The organism is Streptococcus infantis, assembly GCF_047465035.1.
Lineage (GTDB): Bacteria > Bacillota > Bacilli > Lactobacillales > Streptococcaceae > Streptococcus > Streptococcus infantis_T.
This window is the reverse complement of sequence record NZ_JASHAQ010000001.1, coordinates 120784-136206: the sequence shown is the minus strand read 5'-3', so window position 1 is coordinate 136206 and position 15423 is coordinate 120784. Positions and strand designations below refer to the sequence as shown.

19 protein-coding genes are annotated in these 15423 nt (G+C 40.8%); 2 read left to right on the top strand and 17 right to left on the bottom strand.

Features of this window, described 5'->3' with window-relative positions:
* The 14 genes from QM406_RS00705 to QM406_RS00640 all read right to left on the bottom strand — a co-directional run bounded on the left by QM406_RS00705 (nucleotide 1) and on the right by QM406_RS00640 (nucleotide 10587).
* Complete coding sequence (locus QM406_RS00705) at nucleotides 1–885, bottom strand: ABC transporter ATP-binding protein (RefSeq protein ID WP_414273120.1); 885 nt, start codon at nucleotides 883–885, stop codon at nucleotides 1–3.
* Nucleotides 872–1066: a hypothetical protein gene (locus QM406_RS00700; RefSeq protein WP_000709296.1), complete on the bottom strand. Its 195-nt coding sequence runs from the start codon at nucleotides 1064–1066 to the stop codon at nucleotides 872–874. Before QM406_RS00700 ends, QM406_RS00705 begins: the two co-directional genes overlap by 14 nt.
* Nucleotides 1063–1269: a hypothetical protein gene (locus QM406_RS00695; protein ID WP_025171227.1), complete on the bottom strand. Its 207-nt coding sequence runs from the start codon at nucleotides 1267–1269 to the stop codon at nucleotides 1063–1065. Before QM406_RS00695 ends, QM406_RS00700 begins: the two co-directional genes overlap by 4 nt.
* A 148-nt stretch (nucleotides 1270–1417) precedes the next feature.
* Nucleotides 1418–1960, bottom strand: coding sequence for an SP0191 family lipoprotein (locus QM406_RS00690; RefSeq protein ID WP_248034427.1), 543 nt, complete (start codon nucleotides 1958–1960; stop codon nucleotides 1418–1420).
* Nucleotides 1961–1970: 10 nt separating this feature from the next.
* Nucleotides 1971–3635 (bottom strand): DAK2 domain-containing protein, encoded by a 1665-nt coding sequence (locus tag QM406_RS00685; protein ID WP_414273119.1) that lies wholly within the window; start codon nucleotides 3633–3635, stop codon nucleotides 1971–1973.
* Nucleotides 3636–3637: 2 nt separating this feature from the next.
* Nucleotides 3638–4003: an Asp23/Gls24 family envelope stress response protein gene (locus tag QM406_RS00680; RefSeq protein ID WP_000216431.1), complete on the bottom strand. Its 366-nt coding sequence runs from the start codon at nucleotides 4001–4003 to the stop codon at nucleotides 3638–3640.
* A gap of 150 nt (nucleotides 4004–4153) precedes the next feature.
* Nucleotides 4154–4342 (bottom strand): 50S ribosomal protein L28, encoded by a 189-nt coding sequence (rpmB, locus tag QM406_RS00675; protein ID WP_001140948.1) that lies wholly within the window; start codon nucleotides 4340–4342, stop codon nucleotides 4154–4156.
* A gap of 106 nt (nucleotides 4343–4448) precedes the next feature.
* On the bottom strand, nucleotides 4449–5123 hold the full coding sequence (locus QM406_RS00670; protein ID WP_414273118.1) for a LiaF transmembrane domain-containing protein: 675 nt from the start codon (nucleotides 5121–5123) through the stop codon (nucleotides 4449–4451).
* 4 nt (nucleotides 5124–5127) lie between these two features.
* Nucleotides 5128–5574 carry a LytTR family DNA-binding domain-containing protein gene (locus tag QM406_RS00665; protein WP_414273117.1) on the bottom strand — a complete coding sequence of 149 codons (447 nt, stop codon included), beginning with the start codon at nucleotides 5572–5574 and terminating at the stop codon, nucleotides 5128–5130.
* 118 nt (nucleotides 5575–5692) lie between these two features.
* The gene (locus QM406_RS00660) at nucleotides 5693–6196 is read right to left on the bottom strand and encodes a phosphatase PAP2 family protein (protein WP_414273116.1); all 504 of its coding nucleotides are present in this window, start codon (nucleotides 6194–6196) and stop codon (nucleotides 5693–5695) included.
* Between the two features lie 2 nt (nucleotides 6197–6198).
* On the bottom strand, nucleotides 6199–6555 hold the full coding sequence (locus tag QM406_RS00655; RefSeq protein WP_414273115.1) for a DUF2200 domain-containing protein: 357 nt from the start codon (nucleotides 6553–6555) through the stop codon (nucleotides 6199–6201).
* Between the two features lie 67 nt (nucleotides 6556–6622).
* Complete coding sequence (locus QM406_RS00650; protein WP_414273114.1) at nucleotides 6623–8383, bottom strand: ABC transporter ATP-binding protein; 1761 nt, start codon at nucleotides 8381–8383, stop codon at nucleotides 6623–6625.
* Complete coding sequence (locus QM406_RS00645; RefSeq protein WP_414273113.1) at nucleotides 8373–10142, bottom strand: ABC transporter ATP-binding protein; 1770 nt, start codon at nucleotides 10140–10142, stop codon at nucleotides 8373–8375. Before QM406_RS00645 ends, QM406_RS00650 begins: the two co-directional genes overlap by 11 nt.
* Nucleotides 10126–10587 (bottom strand): MarR family winged helix-turn-helix transcriptional regulator, encoded by a 462-nt coding sequence (locus QM406_RS00640; RefSeq protein WP_414273112.1) that lies wholly within the window; start codon nucleotides 10585–10587, stop codon nucleotides 10126–10128. Before QM406_RS00640 ends, QM406_RS00645 begins: the two co-directional genes overlap by 17 nt.
* Nucleotides 10588–10784: 197 nt before the next feature.
* Between QM406_RS00640 and QM406_RS00635 the strand changes: the two genes are divergently transcribed.
* Complete coding sequence (locus QM406_RS00635) at nucleotides 10785–11444, top strand: hypothetical protein (protein WP_315640346.1); 660 nt, start codon at nucleotides 10785–10787, stop codon at nucleotides 11442–11444.
* Nucleotides 11445–11665: 221 nt separating this feature from the next.
* On the opposite strand, the gene QM406_RS00630 is transcribed toward QM406_RS00635, so the two are convergent.
* The gene (locus tag QM406_RS00630; RefSeq protein WP_045762594.1) at nucleotides 11666–12382 is read right to left on the bottom strand and encodes a YebC/PmpR family DNA-binding transcriptional regulator; all 717 of its coding nucleotides are present in this window, start codon (nucleotides 12380–12382) and stop codon (nucleotides 11666–11668) included.
* Between the two features lie 97 nt (nucleotides 12383–12479).
* Complete coding sequence (locus QM406_RS00625) at nucleotides 12480–13850, bottom strand: MATE family efflux transporter (protein WP_414273111.1); 1371 nt, start codon at nucleotides 13848–13850, stop codon at nucleotides 12480–12482.
* Nucleotides 13851–13958: 108 nt separating this feature from the next.
* On the opposite strand from QM406_RS00625, the gene QM406_RS00620 reads away from it, so the two are divergent.
* Nucleotides 13959–14513 carry a GNAT family N-acetyltransferase gene (locus QM406_RS00620; protein WP_414273110.1) on the top strand — a complete coding sequence of 185 codons (555 nt, stop codon included), beginning with the start codon at nucleotides 13959–13961 and terminating at the stop codon, nucleotides 14511–14513.
* Nucleotides 14514–15101: 588 nt separating this feature from the next.
* Here the strand turns inward: QM406_RS00620 and QM406_RS00615 are convergent.
* The gene (locus QM406_RS00615; protein WP_075229618.1) at nucleotides 15102–15296 is read right to left on the bottom strand and encodes a PspC domain-containing protein; all 195 of its coding nucleotides are present in this window, start codon (nucleotides 15294–15296) and stop codon (nucleotides 15102–15104) included.
* Nucleotides 15297–15423: the final 127 nt, after the last annotated feature.

Genomic DNA, 15423 nt, shown 5'->3' with positions numbered 1-15423 from the left:
TTAGTCATCTCCTTTTTGTGTTTCTTCAAAGATTGTATCCAACAAGCTACGATTATTGACTTCAATTTCTTGAATCCTACATCCTGCTTGCACTAACAGTTGCCAAAAAGCATCCGCTTCACGTGTAACTACTTGCAGAGCATCTTGTTTTTGTGACCAGTTTTCAACCAAGTTTGACTGTTCGACAACTTCCTTGTATGCTAGAGGAAGGATAAAGTGCTTTTCAATCTCCTCACTGCGCATAGCTAGAGGTGTTGTATCGCGAATCAACTCTCCCTTATTTAAGACCAAAATCCGGTCCGCTGTATGCTCTACTTCTTCGATATAATGGGACGAATAGAGAATGGTTACTCCCTGCGCTTTTAGATCCTGAACAATTTCCCAAAAACGTTGACGGGTTGAAGTATCCATGGCCGCAGTCGGCTCATCTAAAAAGACTAGCTTTGGTCGCCCAATCAAGGTCAAGACAAAAGAGAAGAGACGCTTCTGCCCACCTGACAATTTTTCTGCGAATTGCTCTTTTTGTTGCTGGTCAAACTGCAATAGTTGATCGATTTCCTGGTTGCTCAAGGGATTTGGGTAAATGCTTTGAAAGAAAGCAACCAACTCTTTGACCTTTAATTTCTGAACGATGACATTTTCTTGAGGGAGGTAGGATCTTGTGTAGTCTAACTTAGAGCTCGTCACTGGCAAGCCTTGGATGGATACTTGACCGCTTGTGACAAGTTTATCTCCAAGCAAACAGTCCAAGAGTGTGGTCTTCCCAGCACCATTGGGACCAATCAAGGCGACGCATTCGCCTTCTGCTACCTCAAAGGAAATATCCTTCAAAATAGCTTTACCCTTGATGTTTTTATTTAGGCTTTCTACCTTAATCATGTTCATGATATTCTCCTTTCAGCCACTCCTTTCCCATCGGAAAGGCGATAAAAATCATAAATCCTAAACCCCAAGCACCGCGAATGACTTGGTGAAGGAAGGCTTGGTCAAACCACCCTGTAAACATTTCGACCAACCATACCACTAGTGATAGTGCAATAAAGAGATAGAGAATCGCTTTTTTCATTTTTCAAACTCCTTTTTCACATCTGAGACCAATTTCAAACCTTCTCGGATCAACCAAGACATCATACCAAATCCTGCAAATAGCTCCCAAGGAAAATGATAGAAGCCTTCGTCCAATCCTGAAAACATGAGATAAGTCATGACTCCTGCTGCTACTAAACTCATTGCAATAATTACTTTATGTTTCATTTTTTCTTCCTCCATTTGATACATCTAGTATAATTCTTTGAAGGTAAAATTACTAGAAGCTTCTGTCATGAGGAGATATGACAAATGTCACAAAAAGTTCACTCAGCTAGGAAAATAAAGGTCTTTCCAAATCAAAAAGGTCGGGAAATCCCGACCTCTCTTTTTATTCTTCTTTAAATCCCTGTAATTTTAATGCCGCGAATAGTGCATTAGGCTTTTTAAAGTCTTCTATACCATCCGCTAGTGATTTAAAGAAATATGTGTTTTTTACTTTATCTAAATCTGCTTTTTCAAGATCGAGTTCCATAACGACTCTCATCTTTTTGTCCTCGGTGATAAAATATTCTACATTAACACCAGGCTCGTCCTTGATTTCAAGATACTCTGGACTATCTTCCATAGCTTCACGGAAGATTGCTTGGAATTCTTCAGGAGTAACTCCAGCAGGAATCTCCATGTTCATTTTCCCGAGCATCTCCATCTTGAAGTGTTTAACAACATCCGTATAAACAAATGTCATAGTGACATCAAATTCATCCATTTTCCCTTTAAGGATTTTTGTTTTTTCTTCTTTTACCTGACTCGACTGACTAGATGAATCAACCGAACTTGCTGTACTACTTGACTCTGTTGTTGCGGTGTTGGTTTGACCACAGCCAGCAAGAGCAAGTAACGCTGCAAAAATCAATCCTAAAACTTTCTTCATTCAAAGTCTCCTATTCCACACTGAAAAGGTATGGATAAACCGGTTGTTGACCTTGGTGGATTTCTACTTCTACATCTTCGAATTCTTCTGCGATTTCTTGGGCGATTTGGTTAGCCAATTCTTCACTTCCATCTTCACCGATATAGAAGGTTACGATTTCACTGTCTTCATCCAACATATGTTTCAAAGTTTCAGTCAGAGTTTGGTGCATGTCAGGGTTTGATACGAGGATCTTACCATCTACCATACCAAGATTGTCATTTTCATGGATTTCCAAACCATCGATAGTCGTGTCACGAACGGCTGTTGTTACACTACCGCTGACCACATCACCAAGAGCTGCTGTCATGCGTTCTTTATTTTCTTCGATAGACTTGCTTGGATCGAAGGCAAGAAGACTAGTCAATCCTTGAGGAAGGGTACGAGCTTCTACCACTACTGCTGGTTGTTCCAATACTTCAGCTGCAGATTGAGCTGCCATGAAGATATTTTTGTTGTTTGGCAAGAAGATGATGTTACGAGCATTGACTTGCTCAACGGCCTTGATAAAGTCTTCTGTTGAAGGGTTCATGGTTTGTCCACCTTCGATGACATAATCTACACCTTGGGCACGGAAGATATCTGCCAAGCCTTGTCCAGCTACTACTGCGATAAGAGCATATTCTTTTTCCTCAGCTGGTTTGCTGACTTTAGCTTCTTTTTCTACTTGTGCTTCGTGTTGGTTACGCATGTTATCGACTTTAACCTTAACCAAGCTACCATATTTGAGACCTTCTTGCATAACAAGACCTGGATCTTCTGTATGGACGTGAACTTTAACGATTTCATCGTCATTGACAACAAGAAGTGAATCCCCAAGTTCGTTCAAGTAGTTACGGAATTCTTCGTAGTCAAACTCTTTAGCATAAGTTGGGCCTTGTTTAAGGGCAACCATGATTTCTGTACAGTAACCAAAGGTGATGTCTTCTGTTGCCACATGTCCAGCTACAGACTTGTGGTGTTCGGCATTAATCATCTCACTCATGTTGGCTGGAGTAGCGACAAAGTCTTCAGAAGCGCTGTATTCACCAGTAAGAGCTGAAAGGAAACCTTCATAGATGAAGACCAAACCTTGACCACCTGAGTCTACAACTCCAACTTCCTTCAAGACTGGAAGCATATCTGGTGTCTTCGCAAGGGCTGTTTTAGCTCCTTCCAAGGCAGCGCGCATAACCTCAATTGCATCGTCTGTCTGCTCGGCTTTTTTCTTAGCACCGATGGCAGCACCACGTGATACGGTCAAGATTGTTCCTTCAACTGGCTTCATAACGGCCTTATAGGCTACTTCAACACCTGATTGGAAGGCAAGAGCTAGGTCTTTCCCTGTTAACTCCTCTTTAGTTTTGATGGCTTGTGAAAATCCGCGGAAAAGCTGTGAAGTGATAACTCCTGAGTTCCCACGTGCACCCATCAAAAGACCTTTAGCCAAGATACTTGCAGCCTCACCAACAGTTGAAGCTGGTTTGTCTGCTACTTCTTTGGCACCATTTTCGATAGTCATTCCCATGTTTGTTCCTGTATCTCCATCTGGAACTGGGAAGACGTTCAATGAGTTGACATATTCGGCTTGCTTGTTCAAACGAGTAGATGCAGCCTGTACCATTTCTTGAAATAAGCTTGTAGTAATATTTGACACGATTATTCTCCTACAACTTTGATATTTTGAATGTAGACATTCACAGTTTGAGCAGTGATGCCAAGTTGGTTCTCCAAACTAAAACGTACACGCTCTTGGATGTTTTTTGAGACTTCACTAATCTTAGTTCCGTAGCTCAACACGGTATATACATCAACTGCAATGCTACCATCTTCGGCCGCTTTTACAACGACACCTTTAGAATAATTTTCCTTTCCAAGGAGGGCTTGGAAATTATCTTTGAGGGCTTTCTTACTTGCCATACCGACCACACCAAAAATCTCAGTTGCTGCACCGCCTACAACGGTAGCAATCACTTCATCTGTTAGTTCGATTTGACCATCTTTTGTATTAATTTTTACAGTCATTTTTTCTACCTCAACTAGTTGATACTCTATTTTATCATATTTCAAGCCAAGTGTAAAAGCAGAATACTGTATCGGCGGATATTTGCGCCTTTTACAAGTGATTTTGATCTTAGAGCAAAAGAAAAAGACCTGATGGCCTTTTACTCTTTATTAAACGCGTTCTACTTTACCTGATTTCAAAGCACGAGCTGAAGCCCAAACTTTTTTAGGTTTACCATCGATAAGTACAGTAACTTTTTGAAGGTTTGGTTTTACGGCACGTTTTGTTTGGTTCATCGCGTGTGAACGGTTGTTTCCTGATACAGTCTTACGACCTGTAAAGTAACATACTTTAGCCATTTGTATTTTCCTCCTATTAGATCTAATATAGCGGATGTGCTAGCACCACATACTGTACTATGTTATCACACTTTCTCTTTTTTGGCAAGGGGATTGGAAGATTTTTTTATTTAACGTAAACAACTCCTAATTTCCCAAAAGCAACGTCTCCACGGATAATCAAAGTTTTGCTGGTTGGGGCTAGAGGGGCATCTGCCTTGGCTGCTCCACAAAAAGTCTCTACCTTTAGATCTACTCTCCAGTGTTGAGGCACGTAGATAACTGCATTCCCAAATCCGACTTCGATATTCAGAGTAGCAAAATCACCTAACATCTCTGCATTGTCATAATAGATTTTGGCATTCCCAAATCCGACTTCAAACTCGTCTTCTACCAATTCTTGGTCTTGCTTGTAAAATGTACCCGCCCCAAAAGCGACTCCCTTGTCTGTCAGAATGGTCTTTTCACCGTCATACCACCATTTTTTCCCATTCCAAGTTCTGTTAGAATGAGTGAGTGCGCTGACACCCATTACGATTAAAATACTTGCCCAGAACAGTGACTGATTGGGAATCGGTAAAATATCATAAAAGTGATTAGCAATCAGGAGAGCCACTAGGGCTGTAAAAGTGGCTGAAGTTAAGTGGCGACGCAACAAAGCTTCAACTGATTGATAGGCAAAAAATCCAATACCGATCAAAGGCCAAATGTGCCCTCCTAGAGAAGGAATTCCAAAATTCCCCTGTAATAATACTAAGGCTGCCAATACTAGCAATACAATACCAAATGCTTTCTTTTTCATCTTCTTACCTCATGTTTCTTAGATTTTCTTTTAGGAGGGATTGGTAGTGCCGTGACACGTGCACCTCCTTGTGGGTCTGATAAAAGGAAATAGTGCCTGTCCCTGAGAAGGACTTATCCACCGAGTAGACCTGCCGAAGATTGGCAATGGTCGACTTGGAGACTCGACTGAAATAACGAGGCAAGATGGACTCCAACTCATAAAGCTTGAGTCGAACCTCGTAGGCTTCTTTCTGGGTATGGGCGTAAATCTTGTTGCCTTCTGTCTCAAAAAAGAGAATTTCTGACAAGTCTAAGTAGTACTCACCCGTCCCCTTATAGAAAATCAACCTAGGAGCCTTGGTTTCTTGCAAGAGTCGTTGCAAATCGGCTATTTCATCTGTCAGGGCTGCAGCCTTGATGACAATCTCTGTCTCAGTTAATTCACTATCAATCTCGATTCGTAACTTCATCCTATCTCCTTTCTGCATCTACTATACCAAAGGCCAGAAGACTTTACAAGGGCAAAAAAGCAAGTGGTCACTTTTAGCCTGTAAGTGGTTACGAGGCCAAGCCCACTTGCTTAACTTTTTAGAAAATAAAGAAAAGAATTCCCCAGAGAAGCCCACAGACATAGCCAACCAGAACATCCTTGGGATAATGAACGCCTCCTAAGACCCGCACAAGACCGAGAAGAGCTGATAAGACCAATAAAATCAATCCCACTGGTAAACTTGCGTGAAAACAAGCCATGGAAATGATAGTTGCTGAAAAGACATGGCGACTAGGCATTGAATTACCAGAACTGTCCTTGTCTAGTAGCGGAATAATTTCCCAAGTCTCATAAGGACGCGGTTGATTGATCCACTTACGAACTAGCGTCAATAGGACAAAGCCAGAAGCTGGCACTAAGATATAGGTGGAAAATTCTTTCCCCAATCCCTTGCTCATAGAGCTTGTCCCCAACAAGGCCATGTAGGCTAGGGGCATCAGAACTGTCATTATGCGATTAAAAACTCGCATCAATTGCAATAGCTGTGGATGACGAAGGAGACTTGATTTCCTCTTATCGTACCACTCTTGATAGTTTTTCATGTCTATTTCTCATACTTTTCTAGGACCTGCTGGGCTGTTTTTCCCTTGGCAAGCCAGTCCACTAATTTGTCCAGACGACGGATTTCCTGCATCAGAGGATCGTCAATTTCCTCAATACAAACACCACAAATCTTCCCTGTAATTGAAATCCGTTCAGGCACATAAGACGGTGCCTGTCGAAAAAAATCTTCGTAGGTAAGGTCCCTATCCAGACAAGTGAGGATGTCACTCACTTCATAACCTGTCAGCCAACTGGTCACTTGGTGAACGGACTCTGCCCCTCCACCCTTTCGCTCGACCTTTACGACCAAGGCTGGATAAACCGCAGAAAATTTCATATTGTATAATTTCTGACTCATACATTTCTCTTTCTATTATACCAGTATAAAGAAGAAAAAGAAGGCCGTCAAGCCTTCTTTTGAATTACTATTCTTCTACTTCATCTTCTGTAAATTGACTATTGTAGAGGTCAGCATAGAAACCACCCTGAGCCATAAGTTCTTCATGATTTCCTTGCTCAATGATATTTCCATCTTTCATGACCAGGATTAAGTCGGCATTACGGATAGTTGACAAGCGATGGGCAATAACAAAGGATGTGCGTCCCTCCATCAAACGGTCCATGGCTTTCTGAATCAACTCCTCTGTACGTGTGTCAACTGAGGATGTCGCTTCATCAAGAATCAAGAGCGGAGCATCCTTGAGAAGGGCACGAGCGATAGTCAAGAGCTGTTTCTGTCCGACGGACAAGGTCACTGTATCATCCAAGACGGTATCGTATCCATCTGGTAAAGTTGTGATAAAGTGGTGGATTCCTACTGCTTTGGCTGCTTCAATCACGCGCTCATCACTAATACCAGTTTGATTGTAGATAAGATTATCACGAATGGTTCCTTCAAAGAGCCATGTATCCTGCAAGACCATTGAAAAGGCATCGTGCACTTCTGAACGTTTCATCTTCTTGGTATCCACACCATCAATGCGAATGCTTCCCTTATCAATCTCATAGAATTTCATCAAGAGATTAACAATAGTCGTCTTCCCAGCTCCAGTTGGCCCGACAATAGCGACTTTTTGCCCTGCACGAGCTGTCGCAGAAAAGTCATGAATGATGGTTCGCTCAGGAGTGTAACCAAAGGAAACTTGGTCAAAGACAACTTCACCCTTCATGTTGCTTAATTGTCTTTCCTTATGAGATTCGTCTTCCATCTCAGCTTCGCCTAGAAACTCAAAGACACGGGTCATAGCTGCACTGGCCTGTTGCAAACTTGTAATCCCTTGGGCAATCTGTGATAAGGGTTGTGAGAAGGTACGAACATAAACCATGAAGGCTACGATGATACCGATACTGATATGTCCTTCAAGAGCTAGAACTGCACCGACGATGATCACCAAAACATAGCTAAAGTTCCCAACAAAGATCATTGCTGGCATCATGATTCCAGAAATAAATTGAGATTTCCAAATACTATCATGTAGGTCTTGATTCAATCCTGCGAATGTTTCTTTAGTGGTGTCCACAGCGTTATAGCTGGTCACCACATTGTGGCCAGAGTACATTTCTTCCACATAGCCGTTTACAGCTGCTAGATTGTTTTGTTGGGCTTTAAAATAGCCTTGTGACTTAGCCATAATGACTGAGACAGCAGCAAAACCTACAAGGGTTGAAACAACTGTTACCAATGCCAAAATCCAGTTCATGCCAAACATGGTAATCAAAACAGCGATTAGCAAGAAGCTAGCTGAGATAACGGTCCCTAGACTTTGGTTGAGGGACTGTGCTGCTGTATCAACGTCATTGGTCACACGAGAAAGGGTGTCCCCTTGAGAATGACGGTCAAAATAAGCAAGTGGCAGACGATTAATTTTTTCAGCAATGGCCGTCCGCAAGCGTTTTGAAAAATGTTGGATACTCGTTGAAAAGATATAGGCTTGCGTATAGTTGAGAATGGCACCAAGCACATACAAAACAGCTAAAAAGCTGGCGATACTTGACACAGCTACCAAATCGATTTCTGTAGCCAAACCATCTGAAATCAAGTTGGTGATTTCCTTAATCTTAGTTGGTCCATAAACAGTGATGATACTTGAACATACAGCAGCCACAACTGCAACTAGTAGAGGAAGTTGGAGACCTGCTAGAAAAGGTTTATATTGTTTCCAAAAGGACATCTTCTTATTTTCCATGTTCCAATTCCTCCTTCGATAGTTGTGAATAGGCAATTTCTTGGTAAACTTCGTTGGTCGCAAGAAGTTCCTTGTGGGTGCCTTGTCCAACGACTTTACCTTGATCTAAGACTAAGATTAAATCTGCATCCATGATGGTTGAGATACGTTGAGCAACGATTAACTTGGTCATAGATTGGGTTTTTTCAGCTAGTTCTTGGCGCAAGATACGGTCTGTCTTGTAGTCCAAGGCTGAGAATGAATCATCAAAAATGAGAATTTCTGGTTTACGAGCCAAGGCACGCGCAATGGCCAAACGTTGTCTTTGTCCTCCTGAAAAGTTGGTCCCACCTTGGGCCACTTCCGAGTTTAGACCTGCTTCCTTATCTTCAATAAAGTTTTTAGACTGAGCCAACTCAAGAGCTTGCCACATAGCAGTCTCGCTTAGAGGAGTTTCTTGGCTCTTACCAAAGTCTAGGTTCCCCTTGACATCTCCTGAGAAGAGAACAGCTTTTTGTGGGATATAGCCGACTTTATTCCGCAAGTCTTCCAAATCATAATCCTGCACATTGACGCCGTCCACTAGGATTTCCCCATCCGAAACGTCATAAAAACGAGGCAAGAGATTCACAAGCGTAGATTTACCAGAACCAGTTGAACCGATAAAGGCGACCGTTTGACCAGCTTCTGCCTTGAAGCTAACATGTTCCACAACTGCTTCTGAATTTTTAGAATAGCGGAAGGTTACATCACGGAATTCTACTTGACCTTGAATAGAGGAATCTGCCGTCTGTGGTTGACTAGGATTTTCAATAGAAGAATGCAAGTCTAGCACTTGATTGATACGTCCTGCAGAAACCAAGGTACGAGGAAGGACGATAAAGAGAGCACCCATAAGCAAGAAGCCCATCACGACCTGCATAGCATAAGACATGAAGACCACCATATCACTAAAGAGTGGTAGACGGTCTGTCAGGCTAGCATCATTGATGATATAGGCACCAATCCAGTAAATGGCTAGACTCAAACCGCTCGAAATCGCCATCATAATAGGATTCATAATCGCCATCAAACGGTTGACAAAGAGATTGAGACGAGTGACTTCCTCATTGGCTTCTTCAAATTTCTTATCTTGATAATCTTCAGCATTGTAAGCACGAACCACTCGAATCCCTGTCAAACTTTCACGAGTGATACTATTGAGTTTATCTGTCAATTTCTGGATGACAGATTGTTTTGGAAAGGCAAGCGTCATGAGAACAGTTGTCATCAGAACATTGACGATAACAGCAACCACTACTGCCCAGAGCCAGTATTCAGATTTGCCAAGGATTTTTCCAATGGCCCAGATAGCCATGATAGGACCACGAGTGACCACTTGGAGCCCCATAGTAAAGAGCATTTGAATCTGCGTGATATCATTAGTCGTCCGAGTCAAAAGACTAGGAATAGAGAAACGTTTGATCTCTGTCTGAGAGTAATCCAAGACACGATTAAAAATATCACTACGCAGATGAGCCGTGTAAGATGCTGCAACGCGAGCTGCAAAAAATCCAACAGTAACGGATGACAGAAAAGCAAGTAGAGACAAGCCTATCATCTTAATGGCTGGTGACCAAAGTGCACCCATATCCGTACCTGGAGTTCCAAGTAATTCTGTAATTTGTGAAATATAAGTCGGTACTTCTAACTCTAGATAGACCGAGAAACAGGTAAAGAGTATGGTCAAGAGAATCATTCCCCACTCTTTTCCTGTGATACGCTTAGCGAGTTTCTTCATCTTCCCCTCCTATTTTTTCTACATTGGCTTGTAATTGCCCCATGACTTCCTCAAAAATAGCTAGTTTTTCCTCAGAAATTCCATCAAGTAGACTACGGTCAATTCGATCAAAGAAAGACTTGATTGGCTTCATCTGAGAGCGTGATTTGTCCGTCAATCGAACGTACTTAGCTCTCTTGTCATTTGGATTCACTTCCAATTCCACCAAACCATTTTGCACCATACGCTTCACTAAATTACTAGCAACTGACTTGGTGACATTGAGTTCTTGTTCAATATCCTTGATTAACACCGCCTGTTCAGACTCCTCACGATAGTCTAAAAATCGTATGACTTGGCCCTGCGGTCCGCCCATAAATTCAATACCACAACGTTTAGCTTCCTTTTGCACCATAAGGTGAACCTGATGACCAAAACGTTTAAAAGCTAACATCGGCTTATCCATGATTGCTCCTTTTTACACATAAATAGTTCTCACGAGAACCAATTAGTTTTCATGAGAACTATTTTATCACTTTCAAATAGGATGTCAAGAAAAAAGTTTCTATGAGAACTATTTCGATATAAATTGACAATAGTTGATAATTTATCTATAATAGGCACTAACTTGTCTGATTACACTAGAAATGGGAGAACTTTCAAATGAAACAAGAAGAGTATAAAACCTTAGGAACCCTTGCTGTCATTTTTGGAGCTGGTGCTCTTTTATGTTCTCGGATACCAATTGTCAATGGTCTATCCTTTCTCTTTGGATTTGTTGCCTTGATCTTAGGAGTCATCGGCATTGGCCTCAATCTCCAAAATCAAAAAACATTAGCTATGATTGGTTCAAGCTTTGGCCTCATTTCCATTATCATTGTACTGATAAGCCAACTGCTGTTCACTCCTATCTTCGCTGATTTTATAAGAGGCTATCGTAGCTCTTCTAATTATCTCATGGAAGAACCAACCAATGAAGATTGGCCAAATAGTACCATTGATGAATATGAAGAGGAAGAAGAGATATTTACCTGGACTCAAGAACAGTTTGATGCCTTAATAGAGGGCGACCCTTCCAACCAAGGGCAAGGCGGTAGCAATTACAAAGACATTATCAGTGAACATGGGATTCCAGATTCTGAAGTAGATTCAAGTGACAGTGATTATGAAACCAAAAGAATCACCTACCTCTCCCTAGGTTCACCTAGTAAGGCAGTTGTTTTAAACTTTGTAAAGCAGAAAAATGGTCAGTTTCTTCTGATTCATAAATTTGCTGTCGGACTGGATCGAAAAGAACAATCTGATTCTGGAGTGAAAGTTTAACATAACTAAAAAGGTACTGGGAATAGCAATCGGTAGACCAAGCCTCGATTTCTAAATCCCAACACCACGATATTTCCACAATCCATTGGATTATGGACAATTATAGATTACTAATAACGTTTTGAGCAAAAGAGATTTTCGTCTCTTTCCTGCCCTTTTGTCATCACAGGATAAACAAACCCCTTGAAAATATTGAATTTTCAAAGGGGTTATTTTTATTCTTAGAATCCGTCTACGTTTGTGTAGATTTTTTGTACGTCTTCGTCGTCTTCAAGTACTCCGTAAAGTTTTTCAAATGTTTCCAAATCTTCACCTGACAACTCAACTTCTGATTGTGGAATCATTTCCAATTCAGTTACTTGGAATTCTTCAATACCAGATTCACGCAAAGCAACGATAGCCTTGTGAAGGTCAGTTGGTGCAGTGTAGACAGTGATTGTTCCTTCTTCTGCTTCTACATCATCTACATCAACATCTGCTTCAAGCAAGAGTTCAAAGATAGCATCAGCATCTTCACCTGCAAAGACGATAACACCTTTGTTGTCAAAGAGGTAAGATACAGAACCTGAAGCTCCCATGTTCCCACCGTTTTTACCAAAGGCAGCACGCACGTTGGCAGCTGTACGGTTAACGTTTGAAGTCAAAGTATCAACGATCAACATAGAACCATTTGGTCCGAATCCTTCGTAACGTCCTTCTGTAAAGGTTTCGTCTGTGTTTCCTTTTGCCTTATCGATAGCCTTATCAATAACGTGTTTTGGTACTTGCGCTTGTTTGGCACGATCGATAACGAATTTCAAAGCAGTATTTAGTTCTGGATCTGGCTCACCTTTTTTAGCTGCTACATAGATTTCTACACCAAATTTTGCATATACTTTAGAGTTAGCTCCATCTTTAGCCGTTTTCTTAGCTACGATATTGGCCCATTTACGTCCCATTAGGAATCTCCTTTTTTCACATTTTAATCTTTCTTATTATAACACAAGTCTATCCGATTTTCACTAGAGGAAATGGATTTTTCTTTTGTAAATTAAGCTAGGATTTCCCGCCAGTAGCCAAGAGTTTTTTGCCTTCTTTGATCCATGGATGTTTGGAAAGTGAGAAGTAAAGTTGGGCAGTCATAACTAGCCAGAGAAGGGGCTCACATAGAATCACACCTGTATAACCTGTCCAAGGAATAATCCAAGCGACGAAAATAATTTTCCCAAATAACTCGATAAAGCTAGATACGAGAGGTAGGAGCTTTTGACCTAGCCCCTGTAAGCTATTTCTATAGATCAATAACAGACTCAAAAATGGATAGAATACAGAACTGATGCGTAGGTACAAAGTTCCGTTTTCAATCAGATAACCATCTGTCGAACTCGCTAGGAAAGAAACCAGGCTAGGACTTGCAAAAAATAGAAATACACAAGCAAAGCTTGCCCAAGCCATACTGATATAACTCCCTAGTCGAAGACCGTGGACGATACGTTCGGGACGTTTTGCCCCAAAGTTTTGAGAGATAAAAGTGGTCATAGAGGCAGAAATTGCCGTCATTGGCAATAAAGCAAAAGCCATGATTCTGCGCGCTGCAGTTTGGGCGCTGATAATGACTGCTCCAAAACTATTAACAGAGGATTGCAAAATGACGCTTCCTATAGAGACGATTGAACCCATCAAGCCCATAGCTAACCCTTGCTCTAAAAGGTCAACATAGAGAGCCTTATTCCATTTGAAATGTTTGAGACCTGGAAGAAGCTCTGGAACACTCTTGCGAATATAGAAATAACAGAGGATTGCTGACAAGCCTTGCGAGATAATGGTTGCAAGACCCGCAGACTGAACTCCCAACTGCAATTGTGTAATAAAATACAAATCCAGAATGACATTAACGATGGCTGAGAAAATAAGAAAACCAAGCGCAGCAAGGCTATCACCAACAGAGCGTAGCAAACCTGCAAAAAGATTATAAGCAAAGCTCACTCCCACACAGCTAACAATCATGGAGATATATTCATAGGACTGAGGGAGAATTTCTACAGGTGTTTCTAGGTACTGTAAGAGTGGATAAAGACCAAAAAAGCCCATCAACATGACAAGCACACTCAAGATAATCCCTAAAATCCAAGTTGCTGCGACAGCTTCCTTAATCTTTTCAAAATTACGAGCGCCGTAGAGACGTGCAATAACAACACCCATCCCATTTCCAACACCGAGAGCAAAGCCGATAATCAAATCAAAAATGGCTGTCGTTGCTCCGACTGCCGCCAAGGATTCTTGACCTAAAAAACGCCCAACAATCAAAATATCAGCCGTATTGTAAAGTTGCTGAAAGATATTGGAAAGTAGAATCGGTAATGCAAAACTAATTAGCGCGGGAAGGATGGGACCATGAATCAGGTCCACCGTTGATTTTTTATTCATAAGGCTATTATATCAGCTTTCTAGTAGGGGAACAAGGGAGTTTGGATAAGAAAGCGTTGCCTAGATACAAACAATCTGGTATAATCGTGACAGAAAAGGAGGATACGCATGAGCTTAACCAGCCAGTTAATTACAGATGCATTCCCAGACCTTGAAAAAGTCGACCAATTAAACAAGGAAGCCTTTCCTGAAGAAGAACGTGTCTCTTTGGAAGAATTTTTAAGTTACCAGGATAGAGATGATGCCCACTTTTTCGCTTTCTATAACGAGGAAGAATTTGTCGGCTTCGCTTTTGCCATTTCCAACCAAAAAGCATTCTACATTAGCTTCTTTGCTATTATGCCTCATCTCCGTAGTCATGGCTACGGGAGAGAAATCATTGAAAAACTCATTGATTTTTACCAACGTACCATGATTCTTGAAGTGGAGCGGTTGGACGAAGATTGTGATAACCTCGAACAACGAAAAGCCCGCATGGACTTCTACCTACAAAACGGCTTCAAAACAGCCAATGCTTTTTTGGAGTACGAAGGTCTTAGTTTTGAGATTCTATATCGTGGCGACCACTTTGATGAAGAAGCCTATCGGAATATCTTCCAAAAATTACAAGAAGAAAATTATTTTGACTTCCACATCGAGTACCGTCGCTTTAGTGAACACTAATCTATACTGCAGTCTTTAACTTCCCAGTAAGAAACTGCAAACTTCTCGACAATGAAAACTCAATCACCTGTGCTACAGGTGATTTTTTTGTGATTCCGAAATCAAATAGCAGAAAGTTTTGCTAAATCCATCAAAATATAGTAGATTGAATCTAGAATAGTGCATTACGACTGCTAAAAATATTCCTAGAAATAAGTTTGACTTTCCTAATCGAATTGTTCATCCCTTATTTGAATCTACTATAGTATTTTCTATTCAATCTGCTACACAACAAAATTATAGTAGATTGAATCTATAATAGTACATCACGACTGCTAAAAATATTTCTAGAAATAAGTTTGATTTTTTTAATCGAATTGTTCATCCCTTATTTGAATCTACTATAGTGTTTTCTATTCAATCTGCTACACAACAAAATTATAGTAGATTGAATCTAGAATAGTACGCTACGAATTCTAAAATATCTCTAGAAATAAGTTTGACTTTCCTAATCGAATTGTTCATCCCTTATTTCAATCCACTATAAATAAGGCTGAAACAATTTTGTCTCAGCCTTATCATGATTTATCTTATAAAGATGCACTAAGTTTACGCTTCTGTTCCAGCTTCTGGCATGATGAGCCAAAGAATGAGGTAAGCAAGAATTCCTGATCCACCTAGCAATGTGAAGAGAATCCAAAGTCCACGAACAAGTGTTGCATCAATATCTAAATAGTCAGCAAGACCTGCACAAACACCTGCAATTTTTTTATCTTGAACATTGCGAACTAAACGTTTTTCCATACCAACAATCTCCTTGGCATTACTTTTATTTTCAATTTATTTTATCATCAAATCAAATCTTTTGCAATAGTCTTCCTCATTTTTACTGTGAAAATCTGTCATTCCTGCTCTCATAACCTTGTTTCTT